Origin of the sequence: Acidisphaera sp. S103 (assembly GCF_009765975.1) — a bacterium.
In the GTDB taxonomy this organism is placed as follows: Bacteria; Pseudomonadota; Alphaproteobacteria; order Acetobacterales; family Acetobacteraceae; genus Rhodopila.
The window spans coordinates 284,398-306,426 of record NZ_LMUJ01000111.1 but is presented as its reverse complement, the minus strand read 5'-3'; the positions used below and the strand labels follow the sequence as shown (position 1 = coordinate 306,426).

At 59.8% G+C, this 22,029-nt stretch carries 21 protein-coding genes; 11 read left to right on the top strand and 10 right to left on the bottom strand.

The window, feature by feature from the left end:
- Positions 1-22: 22 nt before the first annotated feature.
- Together GSQ89_RS37520 and GSQ89_RS37515 are read right to left on the bottom strand one after the other, a co-directional pair.
- Positions 23-556: a chromate transporter gene (locus tag GSQ89_RS37520; protein ID WP_158933206.1), complete on the bottom strand. Its 534-nt coding sequence runs from the start codon at positions 554-556 to the stop codon at positions 23-25.
- Positions 553-1,134, bottom strand: a complete 582-nt coding sequence (locus GSQ89_RS37515; protein ID WP_158933205.1) for a chromate transporter — start codon at positions 1,132-1,134, stop codon at positions 553-555. Before GSQ89_RS37515 ends, GSQ89_RS37520 begins: the two co-directional genes overlap by 4 nt.
- Positions 1,135-1,233: 99 nt before the next feature.
- On the opposite strand from GSQ89_RS37515, the gene GSQ89_RS37510 reads away from it, so the two are divergent.
- Complete coding sequence (locus GSQ89_RS37510) at positions 1,234-2,052, top strand: helix-turn-helix domain-containing protein (protein WP_158933204.1); 819 nt, start codon at positions 1,234-1,236, stop codon at positions 2,050-2,052.
- A gap of 863 nt (positions 2,053-2,915) precedes the next feature.
- On the opposite strand, the gene GSQ89_RS37505 is transcribed toward GSQ89_RS37510, so the two are convergent.
- Complete coding sequence (locus tag GSQ89_RS37505) at positions 2,916-4,520, bottom strand: winged helix-turn-helix domain-containing protein (protein WP_158933203.1); 1,605 nt, start codon at positions 4,518-4,520, stop codon at positions 2,916-2,918.
- 881 nt (positions 4,521-5,401) lie between these two features.
- Here GSQ89_RS37505 and GSQ89_RS37500 point away from each other — a divergent pair.
- Both GSQ89_RS37500 and GSQ89_RS37495 read left to right on the top strand, forming a co-directional pair.
- Entirely contained in the window at positions 5,402-5,785 is a 384-nt protein-coding gene (locus GSQ89_RS37500) for a type II toxin-antitoxin system Phd/YefM family antitoxin (RefSeq protein ID WP_158933202.1), read from the top strand.
- A complete protein-coding gene (locus tag GSQ89_RS37495; RefSeq protein WP_158933201.1) occupies positions 5,782-6,408 on the top strand; it encodes a hypothetical protein in 627 nt (208 codons plus the stop codon). The genes GSQ89_RS37500 and GSQ89_RS37495 overlap by 4 nt, the downstream gene beginning before the upstream one ends.
- 364 nt (positions 6,409-6,772) lie before the next feature.
- Here GSQ89_RS37495 and GSQ89_RS37490 read toward each other — a convergent pair whose 3' ends face one another.
- A complete protein-coding gene (locus GSQ89_RS37490; protein ID WP_158933200.1) occupies positions 6,773-7,264 on the bottom strand; it encodes a hypothetical protein in 492 nt (163 codons plus the stop codon).
- Positions 7,265-7,486: 222 nt separating this feature from the next.
- A complete protein-coding gene (locus GSQ89_RS37485) occupies positions 7,487-7,876 on the bottom strand; it encodes a hypothetical protein (protein ID WP_158933199.1) in 390 nt (129 codons plus the stop codon).
- A 388-nt stretch (positions 7,877-8,264) separates the two neighbouring features.
- Here GSQ89_RS37485 and GSQ89_RS37480 point away from each other — a divergent pair, with 388 nt between their 5' ends.
- Complete coding sequence (locus GSQ89_RS37480) at positions 8,265-8,915, top strand: class I SAM-dependent methyltransferase (RefSeq protein WP_158933277.1); 651 nt, start codon at positions 8,265-8,267, stop codon at positions 8,913-8,915.
- Between the two features lie 117 nt (positions 8,916-9,032).
- On the opposite strand, the gene GSQ89_RS37475 is transcribed toward GSQ89_RS37480, so the two are convergent.
- Positions 9,033-9,806, bottom strand: a complete 774-nt coding sequence (locus GSQ89_RS37475) for an HAD family hydrolase (RefSeq protein ID WP_216856638.1) — start codon at positions 9,804-9,806, stop codon at positions 9,033-9,035.
- Between the two features lie 4 nt (positions 9,807-9,810).
- Between GSQ89_RS37475 and GSQ89_RS37470 the strand changes: the two genes are divergently transcribed.
- Positions 9,811-10,599, top strand: a complete 789-nt coding sequence (locus GSQ89_RS37470; protein ID WP_158933198.1) for a helix-turn-helix transcriptional regulator — start codon at positions 9,811-9,813, stop codon at positions 10,597-10,599.
- Between the two features lie 142 nt (positions 10,600-10,741).
- Complete coding sequence (locus tag GSQ89_RS37465) at positions 10,742-11,089, top strand: hypothetical protein (protein WP_158933197.1); 348 nt, start codon at positions 10,742-10,744, stop codon at positions 11,087-11,089.
- 254 nt (positions 11,090-11,343) lie between these two features.
- Here GSQ89_RS37465 and GSQ89_RS37460 read toward each other — a convergent pair whose 3' ends face one another.
- Entirely contained in the window at positions 11,344-11,529 is a 186-nt protein-coding gene (locus GSQ89_RS37460; RefSeq protein WP_216856637.1) for a hypothetical protein, read from the bottom strand.
- A 395-nt stretch (positions 11,530-11,924) separates the two neighbouring features.
- Here GSQ89_RS37460 and GSQ89_RS37455 point away from each other — a divergent pair, with 395 nt between their 5' ends.
- From GSQ89_RS37455 to GSQ89_RS37440, 4 genes are all read left to right on the top strand, one after another.
- A complete protein-coding gene (locus tag GSQ89_RS37455; RefSeq protein WP_158933195.1) occupies positions 11,925-12,107 on the top strand; it encodes a hypothetical protein in 183 nt (60 codons plus the stop codon).
- Between the two features lie 117 nt (positions 12,108-12,224).
- Positions 12,225-12,836, top strand: a complete 612-nt coding sequence (locus GSQ89_RS37450; protein ID WP_158933194.1) for a chloramphenicol phosphotransferase CPT family protein — start codon at positions 12,225-12,227, stop codon at positions 12,834-12,836.
- A 2,600-nt stretch (positions 12,837-15,436) separates the two neighbouring features.
- Entirely contained in the window at positions 15,437-15,958 is a 522-nt protein-coding gene (locus tag GSQ89_RS37445) for a PaaI family thioesterase (RefSeq protein ID WP_158933193.1), read from the top strand.
- Between the two features lie 59 nt (positions 15,959-16,017).
- The gene (locus GSQ89_RS37440; protein WP_158933192.1) at positions 16,018-17,259 is read left to right on the top strand and encodes an MFS transporter; all 1,242 of its coding nucleotides are present in this window, start codon (positions 16,018-16,020) and stop codon (positions 17,257-17,259) included.
- 176 nt (positions 17,260-17,435) lie between these two features.
- Here the strand turns inward: GSQ89_RS37440 and GSQ89_RS37435 are convergent, their stop codons facing one another.
- Positions 17,436-18,662 carry a serine hydrolase gene (locus tag GSQ89_RS37435; RefSeq protein ID WP_158933191.1) on the bottom strand — a complete coding sequence of 409 codons (1,227 nt, stop codon included), beginning with the start codon at positions 18,660-18,662 and terminating at the stop codon, positions 17,436-17,438.
- A 490-nt stretch (positions 18,663-19,152) separates the two neighbouring features.
- Positions 19,153-19,683, bottom strand: a complete 531-nt coding sequence (locus tag GSQ89_RS37430) for an Lrp/AsnC family transcriptional regulator (protein WP_254073560.1) — start codon at positions 19,681-19,683, stop codon at positions 19,153-19,155.
- A 150-nt stretch (positions 19,684-19,833) separates the two neighbouring features.
- On the opposite strand from GSQ89_RS37430, the gene GSQ89_RS37425 reads away from it, so the two are divergent.
- On the top strand, positions 19,834-20,853 hold the full coding sequence (locus tag GSQ89_RS37425; protein WP_174254980.1) for an adenosine deaminase: 1,020 nt from the start codon (positions 19,834-19,836) through the stop codon (positions 20,851-20,853).
- A gap of 273 nt (positions 20,854-21,126) precedes the next feature.
- Here the strand turns inward: GSQ89_RS37425 and GSQ89_RS37415 are convergent, their stop codons facing one another.
- Positions 21,127-21,504 (bottom strand): helix-turn-helix domain-containing protein, encoded by a 378-nt coding sequence (locus GSQ89_RS37415; RefSeq protein ID WP_158933190.1) that lies wholly within the window; start codon positions 21,502-21,504, stop codon positions 21,127-21,129.
- Positions 21,505-22,029 lie beyond the last annotated feature (525 nt).

The window sequence follows — 22,029 nt, the reverse complement described above, 5'->3', positions numbered from 1 at the left end:
TAAGCAAGAAAGGTACAAGGTTTCAGAAGAAACGCCAGGCCGCCACATTCACCAGCATCCCTGCGGTCAAAGCCCAGAGCGGATTGCGCGCACTCGTCACGACAAACCCGGCGGTCAACAGGCTGATAGCGACGGCTATCATGTCCTGGTTCGCCGCCCGCATCATGCTGACGCCGCTCGCGAGGATAAGACCCAAGGCGACCGGAACCAACCCGGCCTTGAGTAACGCAATCCTAGGATGATCCGACCAACGGCCAAGGACGCGCGAGACGACAAAAGCAAGCATGCAGGACGGAGCCATGATCGCCAGTGTTGCGACCAGCAGCCCAACCAGACCAGAAAGCTGCCAGCCGATCAGGCTGACCATGATGATGTTGGGTCCCGGGGCGGCATGAGAAATCGCGAAAACATCCGCGAAGGAGGCGTTGGTCATCCATCCGTGAACCTCGACCACTTGCCGCCGGGTTTCCGGCAATGTGGCGTTGACTCCGCCGATGGAGACCAATGACAGGACGGAGAAAACCCGCGCAAGCTGGATCAAAAGCGTGGTGTTCATACCCGGCGCTCCATGGCTGCGGCGATGACGCTTAGAGGCACCAGCACCAGGACGACCGGCACCAGCGGCCACTCCATAATCCCTTCTGCGAAGAAGGCTGCCACCGTCACCAGGATCGCGAGCGGCGCCGGTTTGATTTTACGCGCCATCTTCAGGCCCGTGCCCATGACCAGACCCGCGGCACCGGCAGCGGCCCCAACAACAGCGGCACTGACCCAAGGGATGTTGGCATACCGGCCATAGATCGCACCGAGGGCCGTTACGATGAACAGGGGAACCAGCATCTGCCCCAGGAGGCAGAGCAGCACACCGGCAACGCCCTGAAAGCGATCGCCGATCATTACGGCTGCGTTCATGGTATTCGGACCCGGCAGGATCTGGCCAACACCCAGGATCGCGGCGAATTCTTTTTCCGTCAGCCACCGTCGCTCTTCGATGATGACGTGACGCGCCCACGGGGCGATGCCGCCGAAACCCAGCATGCCGATCTTCAGAAACCCGAAGAACAGATCGGACTTGCTCACGACCTGTCCGCCAGCGCCCCGTTGAAGGCCACCTGTATGACCGTCCATTTTCATCCTCTGCCTGCCAACATCGATCGCAGCATAAGACGCAGCGCCGGGGCCTGCTTCCATATGCGGGTCGAAATGCTATGAATCCGGGCCATGGTTCGGCACATGCGCGCAGCGCAAATCGAAACGGTCCCCCGTCCGGTCGTCGCAATCGGGAACGAGTATCCGACTGGACACCAGCATCCGGCCCACAGCCATGAGCGCGCGCAGTTCCTTTTTGCCGAGCGGGGAACGATGCTCGTATGGACCGAACACGGCGCCTGGATGGTGCCGCCCACCCAGGGGATCTGGATACCCGGCGGGACCGTTCACAGCATCCACATGGTGGGCGATGTCGCGACACGCAGCGTTTATCTGGACCCAGGGGTCGGGAGCCGCACACTGGAATGCCAGGTCGTTGGCGTTGGACCGCTTCTGGCTCAATTACTGGTGGCTGCGGTCGATGTTCCGACGGAATACGACCAAGCTGGGCGCGACGGGCGGCTGATGATGTTGCTGATGGACGAGATTGCCCTAGCGCCCGCCTTGCCCCTGCACGTGCCGCTGCCGCGAAGCGACAAGCTCGCCCAGCGATGCAGCCAGTTCCTGAAAAGCCCGACCATGAACAATACGATCGACGATTGGAGTCGTGACCTCGGACTGAGTCGCCGCAGCTTCACGCGCCTGTTCCGTCACGAGGTCGGTCTGAGTTTCACCGATTGGCAACGTCGGGCATGCTTACTTTCAGCCCTGCCTCGCCTTTCGCAAGGAGAGCGGGTTACGACGATTGCGCTCGATCTAGGTTACGCGACCCCGAACGCGTTCACCGCCATGTTTCGCCGCATGATGGGGGCAGCGCCAAGCATCCTCGGGCGGACCCCGCGGACGACATCGCCTGAAGTGATGTCCGCCGCATCATGCCTACCCCCGCATCGTGAGCGTTAAACCTACCCGATCTGCACCGAAATTGAAATCAGAGCCCTTTTCCCACGCCGGGTCACAGATACCGGGGTCCAGCTACGATCAGTCGGGCTACGTATCCGTGTGGTCGTCGGCTGCCCGCCCGAACGCAGGGAGGTATCGGCCGACGTTCAATTCGTAGCCGCTCTGAACTCCATAACCGATATTGCGGATTTCTGCTCGACGCGCCTGTGCGCCGGGGCAAGCCCGGATTCGGAGGAACATGTCGGTGCTCGACTGAACCTCGGTGGCTGTCGGCGTCCCGACACTGTTACTCGGCTCAGACCCGTCATCTGCGACCGCCCGCAGCCTCGGATTCGGCCCCCCTTATATATTCATAGATTCAGGGTCTAGAACTCATTGTAAATAAACATTAAATCGCGCATTTCCCCTACAGATCGCGCTGAAGTTCACTACATTTCGCGCTGCGTAACGACCGCCCTGCATGCGGTCAGTGCCCATGGCCTCAATCTGTCCGGCGTCATGGAGGTGTTGCCGTCGATCGGCGCGGTGGTGGCGAACGGCGAGGGCAAGAAGTGCTGCTCGGTCTCCTGGTCAGCCGGGTCTTTGAAGTCCTCGGTCTGCAGCCATCACGGTTACATCCGCGCCGCATTCTTCAGCGCTGGTGGAGAACGGGCGCTCCAGGGCCGCCGGAGGTCACTCACGGCTATCAGCACGTTCGAGCGGTCCCTTTCTACCGGATATAGGATTCCCGGTCCTGGAGGCGCCCCTGTGGCTCTGTCGGGATACTCACCGACGATCGCGTCCACCGCCTGAAAGTGGATTCCTCACCGACGACGGTTTGAGGCCGGTTATCAGAGAGGAGCCACTTCAAAACCGATTTTCACTCAAGGAGCCTCATAGGCTCGCAGCGACATGAACATTGCGATTTCTGCTTCCTCGGCGTCGACGCCCGTCTGACCAATGAAATCGTCTGAGGTCTCAAGCGCATAGGAGCGCACGCTCATGGGTCCGAAGTCGTTCGCCTCCGTACCTGCTCCGACAGTAAATAGCGCTGGCGATATGGCATTTTTGGATGTCTTTAGATGCAAAATGAGCCCGTCATGATCGCGAGTTGCGGTCAAATGCCCCGCTGGGATACTGCCCGCCTTCGTGGCACCAAAGACGAGTTGGTTGACGACGCGCCGAGCGGTGACCGTAGGCACGCGCACACCCTTGAAGTCGTGGAGCTCAGACGTAATTCCACAGCCGATCGTCTTCATCGACGAAACCATCTGCTCGACATAGGTCACGACGTCGACGTGCAGCGATGGCTCCGTAGCCTCCGGTGGAGCGAGGAATTCCCGCATCAAATGTCGGAACGCTTCGACCTTTTCGCCAGAAGTCTTCGAGACCGTTGCGGCGGCGTGCCTTGTGACGAAATGTTGTCCCGCGTCGTCCCCGGTCACCGAAAGTGCGGAGGAGAGCACGTCCCTGACGCGGACGGCAGATCTAGCGTATGCGAAGGACCGCTCTTTGAGTTCCGCGACCTGCTTCTTTGCGCGCTCAAGACCCTCACGGAGTGCTTGAACCTCGGCCAAAAGCTCGGCCTCGCGGTCCTGACGATGGCTGACATCAACGGCGAAGAAGGTCGTGTCGGATCCCTCCGACCCGGAGAAAGTAACATCGGACCAGCGATCCTCGCCGAGCCGAAGCAGCCAGGTCTCTGAACCTGCTTCTCCTCGCACGCCAGCACTCGCCGCCTCTACCGACGCACGCCAGCGATCAAGCTCCTCAAGCTCCGATTTATCGCCTGCGGCATCTGCCAATTCTCGCGCGGCCGCGTTCGCGGACTTTAGTCGGCCGTTCGCGTCCCAGCACGCGATCGGGAAAGGGAGATGTTCGATCGCTGATGGCGACTCCCCCTCTGGAATTGTCATCGCAGCCACTTGGGAAAGAGGAGACCGCGCGGCAGCTTGGCCTGCCCCTGTCAGTTCAAGGAGCTTCTCTTTGCCCGACCTTTCTCGCTTGACCAGTCCGTGGCTTTCAAGAAGGGCCAGGACACGGGAAAGGTTCGGATCAGAAAGACCTACTTTGTGACGAAGCTCTTCGCGTCTGTAAGCGCCACGTTGCTCGGCAAGGTGGCCGAGAATGGCGCCCACATGCTTGCGTGCCAGGACCTGCTCAAGGGGCTGACGTCGGGCGAAGGCCGCTGATTGGTGCAGAAGATCCGCGAGAACGTCGACACGCTCTGCAACGGCATCTTTTCCCACCGCCCGAAGGCCGGTGCCTGCATATTCGACAACGTGGAACCAACGGTTGAGGTCGGAACCGAACTCCCGCGAGGATACGGTTCGCCAGACCACGTCACGAAGGGCAGCGTAGACGTCCTCGCTCAGTGACGGCGTCGCGCGAAGCGCTTCCCGGACGGCCCGTCCGGCCTCCCCGGGCTCGAGCTCGCCAAGGCTCATCGCTGTAAGCTGCTCACCGAGGCCGTGACATTCGACGTTCATATGAGATCCCATTGCGTCACTTCAACACACTTCACAATCGCAATATAGGATTTGAGGCTACGTAGGGGAAGGGTGAAATGAGGTAAAATGTGCGCGGAATCCAGCCTGCCGGAAGCACTTGGCGGCCGTTGATCTTGGGTTTTCCGGCGGCAGGACATAGCCGTCGAAGCCCTCCAGGGTCGGTTCGGCTCCCTGGACAACAAAGCATCGGGAGCCGCGATTGATATGCAGGTCCTGAGCAACCGCCGCGTGTCCAGACATAGTCGCGTCGTTGCCCAGCGAGGGTACCAAAACGAGGTCTACGTCGAGCGCCCGGTAAGGGGTCTCCCCGAGCCGTTGACAGAAATCCAAGCAGATCCCGAACCCCACCAGGATGTCGCCAAGGACTAGGATCCACAGGTCTTCTCCCCTGCGAATGTTTTCTATTTTGGGACCGGCCCTCCATGGAAGTCGCTTCTGCTGGCCGAGGAGTGACCGGCCACTCCCGCTGAGAACGGCCGCCTCATTCACGAAGCCCGCCTCATTCGCTTGATGCCAGGAGCCTGCTACGACCAGATCGGCTGCGGTGCATCACCGTCGCCGTCTCCGGCCTGTTGCACATCGGGCAGACGAACCCGACCGGCCAACGATGTTGGAGCAGGAGGCGAACGACCTGACATGCGAGCAGAGCGCGACGCTCTTGCATGAAGCCACGCCATTTCTCTAGCAACTCGTCCATCGCGACAGACATTGGCATAATCATTTGAAACACGGGGATTATTTATACCGCGCTGGCTACCGCCAATCTTGTGGCAACTGCTCCATAGTGCTGAATCTGATGCGTCACTTGAATTTTCGTATCTTTACGTAAAATAAGCTGGCCAGCAAACAGGGAGTTCGGGATGGACGAATATCGTTCTATCCACCTGCAAAAGAATCTCGGGGACGTGCTCGCCTCGGCCGAGGTCGCCCCGACGGTGCTCGTGAACCGGGGCCAACCGCGGCTCGTGCTCATGTCTGTGGGTGAGTTCCGGCGGCTGAAGGAGCTAGCCGGGGAGCCGGTGCCAGCCGCTGCGATGCCACGCCTCCCTCTCACTGTGCGAGGGAGAGTCGAGGACCGGCTCGGCTACGACACATCGGACCTATACGCCTGCGCTCGGGAGATGGCCGAAGCCGCGCTCTCGGGACGGAACGCCGCGGCGGTCGAGACGGAACTTGCCAGAGTGCGGGCACGGTTCGCCAAGGCCCCGTCGCCGGAGCCGCGCATTGGCAAGAGTGGCGCGTGAGCGACCGCGTTCCGCGCCTCCTGATCCCCGACAACACGCCGCTTTCACTGCTGTCAATGATCGGGCGCGAAGCCCTGGACTGGCTGTTCGAGCCCGGCATCGAAATCTGGGTCACGGACATGGTTCGCCATGAGGCGCTGCGGGACCCGGACCCTGGAGACGACCATCGGGTGGAGCAAAGGCGGATACTGCATAAGTGGTTCGCCGAGAACGGCAACCGCATATGCATCCAGCCGACGCCGGGAGGTCAGGACTACGAGCGGGAGATGCGGAACCGGGTCCGAGGTGGGCAGGTTCCAGCCGACAAGCCGTCTTGGCGGAACCGAGGCGAGCGGAGCATCCAAGACCTGTTGCCGATCGTCAGCCGGATCGCCGCGGAAGGCGAGAGCGTCGTCCTGCTCGTGGACGACCGGACGGCGCGCAGCCTCGTGATACAGGCGGCACGCATGGAAGAGGTCGAGGCCGACCTAATGGCGACCGAGACGCTTCTGGAGTGGCTGGAGCAGGACTACGGTGTCGCTGACACGCAGAGAGCCTGGGCGACAATCAGCATCGCTGCTGGAGACAAGCAGCCAGACGCTCCGGCGCTGGACCCAGTCTACGTTCGCAAGCCGTTCTCATGACCACGGTCCGCGGGGAGTGCCTTCCGCACTATCAATCGCCGTACGCGTCTAGCTACCCGAATTCAACTCTTGGCCGCCCGGACGGAGCCGCGGAAACCAGCCGCACCATATCTGGTAGGCATCGGAACCAACGGGAGGAGCCTTCTCTTTCGGGTTCGATAGGGACGTCGACGCCGTGGAAATCGCCTTGAAAGCCGCCGAAGAGCATTACAAGGCCAATTCCGAGAAGGACAAGAAGCAATGACCACGTAGCTGAAGATCACCAAATGGTCCCTACAGATACCGGCGGCCCATTGGCACGGAGCATGTGCTTCGGTTCGCATCGGCGCGCTCGAGGGGACTTCGGTCACCCCGAGCCAGCAAATCACTCGGCGGGAGAAATATCTGGGTTCGGATATCGCAGCGAACTAGCCTGTGCAATTGCGTCTGCGATATCACGGGAGTCTTGGCAACGTCGCGAAAGCTTTTGCAAGGCCTCAAGGTCATCGATACCAAGCCTCAATAATGTCGAAGCATACTGCAGGGATGCGTCCGACAACCCAAGATCTTCCAGCTTCTCGAGGACATACCGCCTGAGCATGGCGGCGTGCCTCAACGTGTCCCCCTTGGCCGCCCCCTGGTCGAAGATTTGCTTGGCAACGATCGTCCCCTCGACGTCCACTGCTATAGGCATGCTACCCCACCCCTTTATTCCGGCCACGATCGAGGCGACATCCATCTCGCGCGACTTCGCTGCAAACTCAAACAATGCCCTAATGACCAAACGTCCATCGTCGAGCAGATCTTCTTGCGCCAGCCAGTCCGCCACCGCACGCCAAACGTCCAGCACCTGAGCGCGACGAACTTTATCTTTCACCTCCGGGAAGCAAAGGAGACCAAGGATTCGGTCCGTTGGTGAATTGCTACGAAGCTGCTATCCCTTGCGGTCAGCAAACATTTAAGGGTGACGTCGCTTTTTTGCACAGCCCGAGTTCAAGCCTTTCTCAGGTGTCCCGGTCGGCCCCGGCCCGTTTGTCTTTCTCGGTTTCGGCATAGCTTTCTCCGTCAGCCGTCAGGTGCTAATGCCATTGCCCTGGATTCACAATCGGACTTCTTTGTGGCCGCCGTCCATCAGTCCCAGATCCTCGGAATCTGAAGCACTATCGGATAGGATGGCGCCAATCAGCGTCGGCCTCCTTCCTCGTAGGGGATCGTCCCATGACCTGCTTGCCGTCCTCACCGCATCTGTCGCCAAGGACAGCGGCTGGCCAATGGGTGCGTGTTCGCCCGATTGCACTGGTCTGCCTCTTGCCTCGCGTTCCGCCTCGACCCTGTTCCGCAACGCGTTCAAAAGCGCGCCCGGCGCGCGTCTCATGATGTCGAGGAGGAGGGGCAGCAAGTAATCGTCGCGCTCTCTCATGAAGACCCGCCCCAGGAATTCGTCGACGACTCTTTCGTCGTCGGTCAAATCGTCAGGATCGCTGGACATCTCGTCGCAGCTACGAATGCCTCTTCGCTTTCAGTTTCGATTTCGTGCTTTTCTTCAATCTAGCGTCACTTGTCGCTTCCTCCGGATCCATAATGACGGATGCTATGCTCGACGCGTCTGCTCGCTCGCGCTGCTTCAGACCAGCGGTAATGACTCACCGCAATGGAACCCGCCCTCGACAAGCTGAGTGCTCCGTCCCTATGAATCCGCGTCTGGCGGGAGACAACACGATGACCGAACAGGTTGCGCAGCACTATGGTAAGGGAGGCTTGCTGGACCGGATACTCGGCGCCCTCGTGGCGTCCGGCAAGGACATCCACCGCCTGACCATTGACGACCTTGCCCCGATCGATGAAATCCGCTCGCGCCGTCGCCTTGCCACCGAGGAATTGTCACCCTGCTGGCTCCCTCGGCCGCCGAGCATGCCATCGACATCGGTTCTGGGCTTGGCGGGCCGTCACGCTATTTGGCCGCGACCTACGGCTGCCGGGTCAGTGGGGTCGATTTGACGGCCGAGTTTGTCGAGACCGCTACGGCCCTGACATCACGGGTTGGTCTGACGGACAAAGTGGATTTCCGCGTTGGCTCCGCGCTGGACCTTCCGTTTCCGGATGCCAAATTCGACTGTGCAAGGTCGCAGAACGTGGCGATGAATATCGCTGACCGGCCGCGCTATTACGCCGAGATGCACCGCGTGTTGCGCCCTGACGGACGGTTGGCAATCCAAGACGTGGCTATGGGTAACGCTGACAAGCTGGATTTCCCGGTCATGTGGGCCGATAGGCCCGAGATCAGTTTTCTCCGCACACCGGACGATACGCGAGCCATGCTGGAGGCGGCAGATTTCCGCGTCATACAATGGATCGATAACACCGAAGCGGCCCTTGCCGAGGCTGAACGTCAGCGCGTCGCAAATGTCTCCGCCGGGCCGCCGATCCTTGGTATCCACGTGGTGGTGGGCCCGAGTTTCCGGGAGAAAATGCGGAACGCGCAAAAGGCGATGATTGAGGGTCGTATCGCCGTGTTGGTGAGGGCGTGAATTCGGGGCAGATACCCCTCCCCCGCTCGACCCGCCAACCATGATGCCCATTAAGGAGCGGGCTGCTTCCGATCCTAAGCGGACCTACAAGTGTTACCGAACCAGTGGTAAATCGATTTACGTTCCGAGTGTGGCCAGGTCCGACAGAACCGTGAGGCAGTGTCGTTGGTCTAAAAAATCCCGCACTACCGTTGCTCCCCGGTCTGCAAGCAACTGTGCCTTAGCGCCCATCCCAACGCCAAGGAAGGATACGCCGAGTGCATGCGCCGTGAGCAAGTCCCACAGCCCATCCCCTACTGACACGGGCAAGCTGCCAGTGCTATCGAGCGCGGCTGCGTGAATGGCGGCGGAGACGATCTCTTCACGCGAAAGATGCTCGGAGGCTGTGGCCAGCAGTCGCTCGGTGTATGGGATGCCTGTCGCTTGGAGCTTGATGCAGGATGCTTCCCGCAGACCGCCCGTGGCAAACGACACCCGCCAGCCCTCGCGGCGCAGCAGTTCGACGAAAGCGGCGGCACCGGGGATTTCCCGGATGGGATGTGAGGGCAGCAACGCGGCGAAAGCTTGGTTGAAGCGGTCTTCAAGGCGACGCCTGTCGGCCTCGGCGGGGCTTCCCCAACCCGCCCGCTCCCAAGCCTCGGCGAAGATGCCGCTATCCGTGTGGTGGCGGTATCCGGCCCAATCCGTATCTAGGGCAGGAAAACTGAAGGAGCGCATGGCGTCCTCCAGCGCGGCTTGGTGCAGGGCTACCGTGTCGGTCAGCGTGCCGTCGATGTCGAGGATTGCCAACCTGGCGGCCGTATGATGCTCGTTTTCCATGTCCGGCAGGCTAGCCGGGCTGGACGATTGGCGCTTTCGCTGGCAGGCCATGTGCTTTCCCGGATCGGACAACGCTATGGCCCTCCCCGCCAACAGCAAGAGCACCAATCGCGAAGACTACCAGCACGGCCCGCACTCGGTCGGCGCCATGCCGAAGGAGTATTCGTCGGGCTATGTCAGCGCGCGGCATAGCCACATCCGGGCGCAGTTGCTCCACGCGACGCAAGGCGTGATGGAAGTGCGGACCGAGGGACGGTGCTGGATCGTGCCACCTGGACGTGCCCTTTGGATACCGCCCGGTGCCCTGCACGAAACGCGGATGCGCGGCCAGGTATCGCTTCGAACCCTTTACATCCGGGGAGATAGCAAGCCGATCGGAGCGCCTGACACATCAAGGCTCGTGCGTGTGTCCCCGTTGTTGCGGGAGCTGGTGGAGCACGCCTGCGCCGTGCCGGTCGGGGACGAAGGCGCCGAACGGGCCAGACTGACCACCGCCTTGGCATTGCTCGAACTCGACTGGTCCCGCGAGCCCGGACTGCCTGGGTTGGACGCCCGTGATCGGCGGCTACGGCGCGTGGTCGATGGTCTGGAGGCCGATCCCGCATCGCCTCGCGACCTGGTAGGGTGGGCGGGGATTGCGGGTGTTTCCGCACGCTCGTTGGCCCGGTTGTGTCAGCGCGAATTTGGCATGCCCTTCGCGCGTCTGCGCCAGCTCGTGCGCCTACGTGCTGCCATCCCCTTCCTGCTGTCCGGGCAACCGGTAACGACCGTGGCGCTGGATGTGGGATACGAGACGTCTGCCTCCTTCTCCACGGCCTTCCGCCGCGTCATGGGTGTCGCACCGTCCACCTACCTCCAACAATGAAGAGTAATGTCCGGCTTTCTTGAAGGTCTGGATTCCACCCATCCCGGCCATGACGGGCTCGCGTTGCGTGTTCGCTTATGAGGTGCCGACTAGAGTTGATCATCGGTTCGGCTTGGACGATAGTTTGGGCAGGAGGACACTGATGTTTCGGATCGTGAGTGCCGGATTGATTCTTCTGGCTTCCCCCGCCTTTGCCGATGAGCCATGCACCCCTATCCATTTCGCAAGGGGAGCTACGTTTGCGGTGGTGTCTGGAACGGCAGGAACTGATGGCCCGTCCCCATGCTACACCCTGCAGACAGGTAAGGGACAGATCGCCACGCTGAAGTTCACGAAGACGGACGGGAATATGGCCTTCACCATCGAGGGCCTCGTGGATGACCGCGACGATTACACCTTCAAGACCGAGGCGAAGACCTACACGTTCGGAGTGTTCCCGACACTGCGGAGCAATCCCACGCCGTTTTCGCTGAGGGTAGAGGTAAGATAGAGCCGGTCTCGGGTTATGGGGCTTCCACACTCCGGGCGGCGCGCTTCGCGACCATCCCTGCAAGCTTATCCTGTTGAGCACTGTTGCAAAGATCGATTTCCCGACCGCCTTCGCCGCGTTCACACGCCCCGACCCCCTCCCCCGCTCGACCCGCCAACCGGCCTGGACCAGGCCCTGGAAGCCGCCGAGGCGAGTTTTCTAGCCACCGGGTGAGGTCGTGGGCCTAACACAGGGTCCGGATACCGCAAAGATTGCTACAGTTCCGTGATCTGCTGCTGCCGACGTTTGTCGCTGATGGTTCGCATGTTTAGCAGCTCGCGTTTCACCTCAGCATTCTCTTCGTCCGTGGCTGGGTGGCGCGAACCATCCGGCGCGAGCCAGTAGCAGATTTCCGCCTCGGCATTGATGATTTTCTTCCAGTCTTTCGGTCGGTTCATCATGGGTCTACGTTTTGAAGCAGGGAAATCATGAAGCCTCCGTTTGAGCAGGCCCAAGCAACGGCGTTAAACAACATACGGCAGAAATCCGCTTGATGCGATCAAGGCTGGCCGATCTCGGCTGGGTCACACCGGAGCAAAGCACCAACGTCGGCTACGAACTGGCTGTGGTCGAGGCTGAGCAGGATCCTGGAGGTTCTGCCGACAGCGGATAATCTAAAGTCGTTGCCATTACGCTCAGCCGAAGGTTCCCATCGTGCCAGCCCCGGGATGCCGATCCATATCTTGCTTTTGGCGCAGACCTCCAACCTCACCGCCCAACGGTTGCCCTCGTGGGTGGTAGCACGGGCGGCAGGCTGTAATGCATCCATCCCTCCCGGTATCGCTTGGTGATGGGTGTGCCCGATCTTGGGGGGACGCCCCATGAGCGCGCGAGCCCGACCAGCGACGCGGCGTCCAGCGCACTCGCACAGGACTACAATGCCGATCTGGGTACGGCATTGCGGCAGATCGTCGCATCTGGCGGGGTATCGATCGATTACGTGAACAGCTACCGGGCGAAGAACGGGGAGATGTTATAAAACGACCGTGTCTGTCGTTCCATCACACCAAACTCCAGATTTTCAAGATGCCATGTCAGAACGGGATGTTCCGGACACGATATTGGATGCCGCCGCTTCTCTGGTATCATCTGTTCCATGAACACCACGGATGACTATTCCACTTTGCCGCGATCGCACGTCATCATCCTCAACGGCGTCGGCAGCGTGGGCAAGACTTCGACCGCTCGCGCGCTTCAGGCCATCACCGCCGAACCGTTCCTGCATGTCGCGATGGATGCGTTCATCGACATGGTACCCAAGGACAAGACCGGCCAGCCAGAGGGGTTGGTCTTTGAGACGGTCCAGGACGCGGGCAAACCGTCCGTCATCATCAGAACCGGTCCTGTCATCGAACGGGCCATGCGAGGCATGCGTCACGCCATCGCGGCTATGGCGGGGCAAGGCAACAATCTCATCGTCGATGAGGTCATGATCGGGAAGGAGAAGGAGCAGGACTACCGCGTGCTTCTGTCCCAATTTGATGTCCGCTTGGTCGGTCTGTTTGCCCCGCTCGACGTGTTGGAGGCCAGGGAGCGTATGCGTGGGGATCGCATGATCGGCCTCGCGCGCTGGCAATACGCCCGCGTTCATCCCGGCGTGACCTACGATTTGGAGATTGATACCACAGCAACGACACCGCTTGAGAATGCGCGACGAATTCGCGACGCTTTCGGGCTGGGACGGAATGGACGTCATACACGACAATGAGCGCTCGAGTGGAGGACGCGCCCGCGGCGGAAATCGCAAAGTTGATGTCGCGCAGGCCGCGCCGGAAATGAGCTGATCGGGACGGAAGGCTCGGCTTCCGAGGCATCAACGTATGCGGTCCTCACGGGCCTGCCCTATCGCCAGGCCAAGACGCCCGGCGACCGTTCTCATGAGCTACCCAATCCGGCCGATCGATGGAGATCCTGGACTTGGAGAAGCCGCAGGCAGGCGGACCGGCGCCAATCGAGGCGTTGCTCGAGGCCATGTGGCCAAACTCGAAAGCATCGAGCGACGGATATCCGCACCCGAGCCCGCGAGAGGATCGCCGTCCACGCGCTCAAAAAGGGCGGATCCGGCGAGGCCCGACCGGGTGCTGGTGCGCGTCGCCGCGGTCGGTCAAGTGCCGGAGGTCCGGCTGAGCGTGGCATCGTGTCCACACTCGTGACCGAGACCGATGACGGTCCTCAACGCACGAGCGTCCTGGAAGCCTTCATCACGTGCCTAGCATTCCGTACCATCTCCGGTTTCACTAAATCTCGTGTGGCGAGCGTCAGCATAACGCTCGCCACTTGGGCTGGACTCGGATGGAACGAATCATCGGCAATTTCTCTGGCTACTTGCTCGGCTACCCGCCAGACCGCATCTGTCACCGGGATTTTGCGACGCTCCGCGCCCGGAAACCCCGGGCGCCCTCCCGTAGATTGAAGCTCCTCGAACAAGACCTATCTGATCGCAGAAAATCCAAGAGGAGTGTCTGGATCGTTTAACGCAGCACTACTGGTCGCTTGTGCACCGAGTCCAACGGCTAGGCCAGCATGATCGACCCGTCGTGTGTCCGACGGCTTTAATTGGATTTTTCGGGTTGTTGGCCGCACAACGTTTACTTTGCGCATGTTGCTTGTCTCCTTCATGGATCGTAGTTATCGATACGATACAAAACACCTTCGAATACACAGACAATCTCGCCTTGGTCCGTCTCCCGCCCCAATCGATGGTCCTGGTGTGGGTGGCTGATCAGTACTGTCGCTGGTCGGTTCCGATCAAGCGACGTGGGCAGCAGCCAGTTGCACCATTGGACGCGTCGAGCGGTCGTCCAGCGTCGAGGATAATCCGTTCGCCTTCCTGATGCGTGATCACGATGCAACTCCCACCAATTTGCTGGGTGCCGCGGTGAACGGTGAGAGTCAGGGTCAAAGATGAGCCTCCAGCGTCATCTGACTGATGGAATGGACCATTTGCACGTGCAGGCCACTGTTGCGCAGCTTGTCCAAGTGGCCATTTTTCTTGAATGCGAGGTTGCTCCTGCAAGCATCGATCAGAAGGCGAGGTTCGTCATCGACAACGAGCGGCGGAGCGTCCGGCGCCGCGGCAGCGATGATGCCTAGCCCTAGCCCTAGCCCTTTAATATCGGGATTTCACACGCAGCGCCAGTCTGTGGAACGCCACCAGCAGTCGGCAGGCGTTCTGGTAGGCGGACGCCACCAATTCAAGGTGACCGTCGTGGCGCAGCCAGCTTGTATATTGCGCGAGTTGGGCAACGACCTTCGGCGACACGTTGTCGCCCCGGCAGCGAGCTCGCCCATGGTTCCATCACGATCCAGAAGATTTGGACATCCTCTGGATCCGGGCGAAACCATCCACTTTAATGCGGGCGTCCTATGATTTGCCGCGGGGGAGGCATATTCCCGCCGAGGACGACTTGACCGCAGATCCCCGGCGCTTCGATGTGGGCCCCGACCTGCTCGCCAATGCGGAACCAATCAGGCAAATGCCGCCAACGATCGTTCTGCGGGTCGAGATGGAACTGGGGCGATTTCGCCAGCGACTCCAGCAAGCAGGACAAGCACGCCCTCAGTAATGTTTCCCCCCTCCCGCAACATCGTGAAGTCATCTATGCGCCCTGGGCGGCGGGCTTGGACCACCTCCCAGAAGCGGCGCCACGACCGCGCCGTCCTGCCATCAACCTCAGCCACCCACGCCTTGCAGCCAGGGCTGTTGAGTGGAACGAGATAGCCCTCCGAAACCCATTTTGGGTATACGAGCCGCAGCGAAGAATCCACTGCAAACATCCGGGATACGGCAACCATAACTTTCCTGACGTTGGCAGGCAGCCAGATTGCGTCACAGCGCTCTTCCAACGGCAATGCCTCCGTGGACGACGCCTCGATCAACAGCACCTTCGGCACGTCACAGCCCTTTCTTGTTTCGCCTACCCAAGGATGGGAAGTTGGCGATGCAAGCCACAAGGCAAAATTATGCCTCCCTTGCGTCCCTCTGACACGGCGCTGTTGGGCAGTGCGAGGAGCGCGGTGGACCGTAATCACTCATTCCGGTGATCCTGATCATGCCAAGGATGTCCTTGACGCTGCAGTGGAGAAGAGCCTCATGCGCGTTCCGGATCTGGATTACGCCCAGCGCTCCAGTTGATGGGCGGCACTCAAAAAGCCGAATTTCCGCAGCCTGTTAATCGCGTCCGCCGCTCGCATTTGCGTCTCAAAATTACACTTCGGAATTGCCCGAACCAATGGCGCGGGAAACGCGACTGAAGATGGCTTATCTCAAATTCAGCAGCTGAAACTGAACACGAGAGGGTCAACTCCATGAGCACAGCTTCCGATACACAAAATCTCCTACCTGCGGCGCCATTGTCCGCTGAGGCGAAGGCAACGCTATCCGGCCTGGATCAAGTGCGAGGCATTCGAGACGGCAGTCTTCCGTTGGCCCCGATGCATGAGCTGATGAATATGCGATTGACCGAGGTGGAGGACGGTTTGGTGGTTTTCACCGCCTCTCCCGAGGAGAAGCACTATAATCCCGGAGGGACGGTCCACGGTGCATTCTCAGCCGCCATGCTTGATTCAGCGATGGGCCTATCTGTCCTTACCAAACTTGGTGCCGGGGTCGGGCACACGACATTGGAATTCAAAGTGAATTTGGTGCGCCCGATGTCGGCTCAAATCGGGGAAGTCCGCTGCGAGGGACGAGTTGTTCACTGTGGCCGCAACATCGCGACGGCCGAGGGAAGGTTGTTAACTTCCGAAGGAAAAATTATCGCCCATGGAAATACTACCTGCATGATATTCCCTGCGGCTAAGACTTCAAACAATCGACAAAACAGCTAGCCGCCAGGGAAACGTTCTACACGCTAATATTTTTTTAGTTATCTTGGCGGTATCCCCCAATGAAGCAACGCATCTTTTACGGCTGGTGGATTGTCTTCGCCTGCCTTTGGGCTTCTCTATTGGGTAATGCTTTAGGGCTCTTCGGAGCTGGCGTGTATCTACATGCCATAGCTGCATCGAACGGATGGAAAAATAGCACCGTCTCTGGCGCGATCAGCCTTTTCTATCTCGTGAGTGCGCTCCTTTTGATCCCTGTAGGCAGTGGCATATCTCGGTTTGGGCCGCGATTGTTCGTCGCGGTCGGTGCCTTTGCCATGGCCCTCGGCGTCGTGGGCGTTGGTCGAGCTTTCGAACCTTGGCAGGTATACTTGGCGTTTCCGGTTATGGGGATCGGTTGGGCTTGTCTTTCAACAACTGCTGTTGCCACGACACTTGCTCCCTGGTTCGAGAGACAACAAGGACGGGCGATTTCGATAGCCTCGATAGGCGCAAGTGCCGGGGGCATGCTGGGACCGCCGCTGATTTTGGCTGGAATCGCCAAGCTGGGTTTTGCCTCGACCACCGGCATCGCCGGGGGCATTGTGTTGCTCACGCTATTGCCTCTCGCGGTTCTGATCCTGAGGCACCGGCCTGAAGATATGGGCCTTCAGCCCGATGGTGCATTGGAATCGCGTTCGAGCGGTAGACGGCAAGGCGGTGGTTGGGATCGAAGGACAGCGATGCGAACTCCGGCGCTCACGTCGACGATCACTGCATTCGGTATCGGTATGTCGATGCAGATAGGTTTCCTCACGCATCAAGTAACCCTCTTGTCATATTCGCTCTCGAATCAAGTCGTGGCAGCAACCATCACGACTACGGCCGGAGCTGCATTGGCTGGTCGGCTTGTGCTCATTAAATTCGCTGATAAATTGGATATAAGAGGCGCAAGCTCCGCTGTCTTGACGCTGGCGGCCGTTTCGTACTGTGCCATCGCATTTGCTCACGGGCCGCTGCCGTTGATCTGCGCGTGTGCCCTATTCGGCCTGACGGTTGGCAATGTAACAACATTATCCCCGATCTTAGTCCGAAAAGAGTTTGGATCTTCCTCATTCGGCAACATCTACGGAATAGCGTCGTGCGCAATTCAGTTCTTCGCCGCTTTTGGCCCTAGCTTTTATGGATTTCTGCACGATGCCTCAGGTAGCTACCGTGCGCCGCTCGTAGCGGCCGCCGCTCTGGACGTTTTGGCCGCCTGGATCATTCTTGGCGGACGAAACAGTCTGAGCGCCAAGCGGAGCGGTCACACTCTCGCATCGTAACATAGTAGGCCTCTAACGTAGCATCATCGATTCGCACCGGCCCAAGTTCCACCCCTAAACGGTTCTGGGAGACAGACATTCAGGATGGCGATCTGCCTCGACTTGGCGCCGGATGTCGCTGGTCGAGAGATACATCCTGCTTGCGAGAGTCTTGGGCCAGCTTGACCGGCCAGACCTCAATGTTCCATGGCCGCACGTGATACAATGTCGAGGACCGTATACCCAGCAAGGTACTGCGCGCCGTTGCCATTGTATTTGCTCGCTGTGACGGCAATAACCAGGTCTAGGCTTGGCACGACATAAAGCCGTTGCCCTCCCCAGCCAACGCCAGCGATCCAATCAATGCTGCGGTCAGGCGTCTTCAGGCGTCCCAGCCACCACAAATAGCCATAAGCGGATCCCGTATATCCTGGGTATGGTCCTCCGCTGCGATACTCCGAAGGAAGTGGCACGTGTGGCGCCACCATGTCGCTGATCCATTGGGCCGAGACGATCTGTTGCCCGTTCCAATTACCATGGTTCAGCACGAGTTGCCCGATCTTGGCCATGTCGCGCGGTCGCAGCCACAATCCGCCGGATGCCATTAATTTGCCGCCGGGCGATGACAGCCAAGCCTGATGCGTGATCCCGAGTGGGTCAAAGAGAACTTGTTGCGCGAACTTGTCGAGTGACTCGTGAGACACCTTCATCAAGACGTCGCCGAGCAATTCGACGCCGCCGCTGTTGTAATTCCACATCGTCCCTGGTGTCTCAGCCAGCGGCTGCGCGAGAATGAAGCGGTATGGGTTGAGCGCCATATTCTTTCGCGTCTCGATATTCGACGGATCACGGTAAGGAATAGCTACCTCAGGCCAATTGAGGCCCGAGGTCATCGTCAACAGGTCTCGCAGTGTGATGGTGTCTTTGCCTTGCGTCTGCAAATCGGCATCGTCCGGGACATACGAGGACAACCGATCGTCGATGCTCTTGAGCCAGCCGCGGTCGACTGCGATGCCGACCAGCAGGCCTACAACGCTTTTCGTGACCGACTTCACGCCGTGCAACGTGTCGGGGCCGTATGTCGTGCCGTCGGCAAAGTAGTGCTCGTAGACCAGGGCACCGTGACGTACCACTACAACGCCATCGGGATCAGCCCCTCGCAGTTTCTCCAGGCTGGGTCCGATGGAGCACATCAGCTTGGGGTCGAGGCCTTCCTTTTCAGGGGCGGCGATATGCCAGCCATCCGACATGGCGGCGGGCTGGTCACATGTCTGTGGCGTCGTTACTTTTGCGCACGCCAGCGGCGGCGCCAGGATGACAGCAAGAGCTAGCATGACGATCATGCGCATCTCAAACCCCAGTTCGTCGAACAGCCTTGAAGATATCGTCAACAAATCAGTTTCCAACACTTCCCGCAAGGCCACCTCTGCACTGTGTCCTCCGATCCTTGCGTAACGGTCTTCCTCGTGTTCTCGGTCGGCCGGATGATGACGCTGGAACCTTCGGCGGCCTTCGTTCGTTTTGATCTGAGAGCTGCCTTTCCGGTTCCCGCCCGATTATCTTCCGAAGATCTCGTTTCTGACGTTGTCGAGCCACGACGGCGTTGTGGCCATGGCGCCGCCGCCCCACCCGGTGAGATGGCCAGTCGGCTTGTCCCTCGTAATGAGGCCCGGCTCAGAGATGAGTGCAACGTAGCGGCGCCCATCCACCAGTCTGAAACGGACCGCCATGCAGTCCGCGGGGTGCGTGGCTAGACGGGCTCACCGCAGAAATCCGACAGAAAATGCCTGGTGTCCTGCACGCGCTGCTGATGATCTCCCTGTCGGAAATCACCTGTTTTCCGACAGGGTCTTCCCGCGTCCGTGCGTCGGCTACAGCCGCTGTGGGTGGAAAGCGGGGATGAGCTTAACTCGGCTACGACTGGTTCGAGGATGGAAGGTGCCCGAGCGGCAACAACGTTTGTGGTTTGATAGTCTTTATAGCAAAATTACTGCGCACGTCGGTGACACCTGGCAATTTCAGCAGTGTTCCAAGCAGGAACCGTTCATAACCCGCCAGATCTGGCACCACGACCTGGAGGAGGAAATCGGCATCGCCTGAAACCAGATGGCAGGTGATGACCTCCGGCAAGGCCTGGACGGCGTCCCAGAAGGTCGGCGTCTCCTCCGTGCGGTGATGCGCGACCTTAACACCGACGAAGATTGTCAGACCCAACCCGAGCCGTTCCCGGTCGAGCAAGGCATGATAGCCGTGAATCACCCCAGCGCTCTCGAGCGCCTTGACGCGCCGCAGACAAGGCGATGGCGACAGGCCCACTCTCTCCGCCAGTTCGACGTTGGTGAGCCGCCCATTCTCCTGAAGCTCGCGCAAGATCTTGCGGTCGATTGAATCAAGGATGATTCTTGGCATGTATCCCGCGAAGTTAGGAAGATAATGGAATATCATGCCCAAACTGCGCCTTTTCAAGCCACATTTCGCACGGACCTGTCTGCCGAATGACGCTATAAAACGGTCGACCGAGGCAAAGAACGGGCCTCCCGGAACGCTCCGGGTTCTCCTCCGGGCGACGGCTGCTCACAAATGACATGAGGAAAAATGACTGTGCATGAACTCGACGCTTTCATCGATGGCTTGCCGAAGGCGGAATTGCATATGCATCTGGAGGGCAGTATCGAGCCGGAACTGATGCTCGATCTGGCCCGCCGCAACGGCATGAATTTGCCCTGGCTCACTGCCGACGAGCTGAGGGCGGCGTATCACTTCAGTAATCTTCAGTCCTTCCTGGATCTCTTCTGGACGGGTTGTCGAGTGCTCGTCCAGGAGCAAGACTTTTACGACCTGGCCATGGCGTATCTTCGCCGTGCGCGGGCGGACAACGTCCTGCACGCCGAACTGTTTCTGGCTCCGCAGAACTTCACGCTCCGCGGTATCGCTGCCGGAACGGTAATCCGCGGCGTGAAGCGTGCCTTTGAGGACGCTGCGCGCGAGCCTGGCATCAGCGCATCGCTGATGATCATCGCGCAGCGCCACCACCCCGAGGCAGCCGCCTTCGAGTTGCTCGAGCAGATGATGCCCTGGGCACACGAGATCGCCGCGATCGGTATGGGCGGGCCGGAGGTTGGCCATCCTCCTTCGAAATTCACGAACTTCTTCCGGGAGTGCCGCACGAGGGGTTTCCGTGTCGTCATCCACGCGGGTGAAGAGGGACCTGCGTCCTATGTCCGCGAGGCACTCGATCTCGGCGCGGATCGCATCGACCACGGCAACTCCTGCATCGACGATCCGGCCTTGGTGCGCACGATCGCCGAACAGCAGACGCCGCTGACACTGTGCCCCATCTCCAACCTTCGCCTGAAGGTCATTCCGACCATGGAAGCGCAGCCCTTGAGAAAGCTGATGGAGCAAGGGGTGCGCGTGACGATCAACTCGGACGACCCGTCCTATTTCACCGGTTACATCAACGACAACTTCAAGGCCTGCCGTGAGGCCTTCGCGCTCACAAAGGCGGAATTGATCGGTCTTGCGCGAAACAGCTTTACCGCCGCTTTCCTCTCTGAAGACAACAGGCAGCGCTATCTCGGCATGATCGATAGCTACGCGGCAGGCGCTCAGTAGGCGCGCTCGAGAAGCCTGCGTCCCCAACTGTCCGGGGCCGCATCGGCGAATACGCCGAGCAGCGCGTCGGACATATTCCCAGGCTGGTCAGACCTATGGAAAGGGCCGCCTTCCAAAGGGACATCCGGTTGCACGGCAAAGGCGCGCGGATTCTTTATCCAGGCGAGGTCATAAGCGAAGGTCGAGAACAGTCGTGGACCGGTCCGCGTGAAGCGCAACCACCAACCGGAGTGAGGCATTCGCCAAGCGCGACCTGAGCGACAAATTCGGGCATCAGAAGGACGCACCTTCGGGATCGACAACGTCCTCTCCGTCGTGGGCCGCTCCAGACTTGGCCTTCTGTTTTCGCAGCCTGGTCGCGAATGAGCGCCCTCGACGCGGCAGGTGTTCGGTTGCCAGCGCCAACCCCAGATCATCCTTGCGGACATCGATCAAATCGCCCAGACGTTCCACCAGCCCTAGAACAACCAGGACATCGGCAAGCGTGCCAATGGCGACGCCGGGATCACCCTTCTCAAGGCGTGCAATGGAACTGGGTGAACTCCCAGCACGCACTGCAAGATCCGCGACCGCGATACCACGCCGAAGACGTGCGTTTCGAATATCCAGGCCTAGCCTTTCAAGGGTTGGCCTCACTTTGGGTGAGCCCATTTCAACAATCCATATATGATAGCTTTGCTGTCTTAATACATCATATATGACTATTTCCTAAATTTTCAAGTCACATGACGTTCGAGTTCAACCCACATTTGCCGCTGCGTCCGCTGCCTGGAAATCCTACTCTGGCCGACACTGCCGAGGCCAGCGGCCGTCCGAGCGCGTTCCATCAGCCCAGCGCAAGGCTGCCAGGAAGGTCGAGGTGTTCCAGCGGCTAAACGGCACGCGTGCGATAAGACGCTTACCTCGTGGCGGCGTCCGTGTGTTCATGTGACGTTGGTCTTGACCGAGGTCCCGTCGATGAAGACCAAACGAGTTGGATCGAACCTCGGCTGCATTCAATCAATCGGTAGGGCGAGCCTGAACGCCAGATCGCTCGAGTAGTTCTCTGGAAGTCGCATCGAGCCCGGACCGGTCCCCGCCCTTCTCGGCCATTCGCTGTCCGATCCGCTTCCCACCCATGCAGACACGCGGGTCTGAGACGTGTCAATCAGCGTTGAATATTTTCCAGGTAACAGT

What these genes read in the sequence shown, in the direction of transcription:
- GSQ89_RS37520 (WP_158933206.1), bottom strand. Translation starts at nt 556, where the DNA reads ATGAACACCACGCTTTTGATCCAGCTTGCGCGGGTTTTCTCCGTCCTG.
- GSQ89_RS37515 (WP_158933205.1), bottom strand. Translation starts at nt 1,134, where the DNA reads ATGAAAATGGACGGTCATACAGGTGGCCTTCAACGGGGCGCTGGCGGA.
- GSQ89_RS37510 (WP_158933204.1), top strand. Translation starts at nt 1,234, where the DNA reads ATGCGCGCAGCGCAAATCGAAACGGTCCCCCGTCCGGTCGTCGCAATC.
- GSQ89_RS37505 (WP_158933203.1), bottom strand. Translation starts at nt 4,520, where the DNA reads ATGAACGTCGAATGTCACGGCCTCGGTGAGCAGCTTACAGCGATGAGC.
- GSQ89_RS37500 (WP_158933202.1), top strand. Translation starts at nt 5,402, where the DNA reads ATGGACGAATATCGTTCTATCCACCTGCAAAAGAATCTCGGGGACGTG.
- GSQ89_RS37485 (WP_158933199.1), bottom strand. Translation starts at nt 7,876, where the DNA reads ATGTCCAGCGATCCTGACGATTTGACCGACGACGAAAGAGTCGTCGAC.
- GSQ89_RS37470 (WP_158933198.1), top strand. Translation starts at nt 9,811, where the DNA reads ATGGCCCTCCCCGCCAACAGCAAGAGCACCAATCGCGAAGACTACCAG.
- GSQ89_RS37465 (WP_158933197.1), top strand. Translation starts at nt 10,742, where the DNA reads ATGTTTCGGATCGTGAGTGCCGGATTGATTCTTCTGGCTTCCCCCGCC.
- GSQ89_RS37460 (WP_216856637.1), bottom strand. Translation starts at nt 11,529, where the DNA reads ATGATGAACCGACCGAAAGACTGGAAGAAAATCATCAATGCCGAGGCG.
- GSQ89_RS37450 (WP_158933194.1), top strand. Translation starts at nt 12,225, where the DNA reads ATGAACACCACGGATGACTATTCCACTTTGCCGCGATCGCACGTCATC.
- GSQ89_RS37445 (WP_158933193.1), top strand. Translation starts at nt 15,437, where the DNA reads ATGAGCACAGCTTCCGATACACAAAATCTCCTACCTGCGGCGCCATTG.
- GSQ89_RS37440 (WP_158933192.1), top strand. Translation starts at nt 16,018, where the DNA reads ATGAAGCAACGCATCTTTTACGGCTGGTGGATTGTCTTCGCCTGCCTT.
- GSQ89_RS37430 (WP_254073560.1), bottom strand. Translation starts at nt 19,683, where the DNA reads ATGATATTCCATTATCTTCCTAACTTCGCGGGATACATGCCAAGAATC.
- GSQ89_RS37425 (WP_174254980.1), top strand. Translation starts at nt 19,834, where the DNA reads ATGACTGTGCATGAACTCGACGCTTTCATCGATGGCTTGCCGAAGGCG.
- GSQ89_RS37415 (WP_158933190.1), bottom strand. Translation starts at nt 21,504, where the DNA reads ATGGGCTCACCCAAAGTGAGGCCAACCCTTGAAAGGCTAGGCCTGGAT.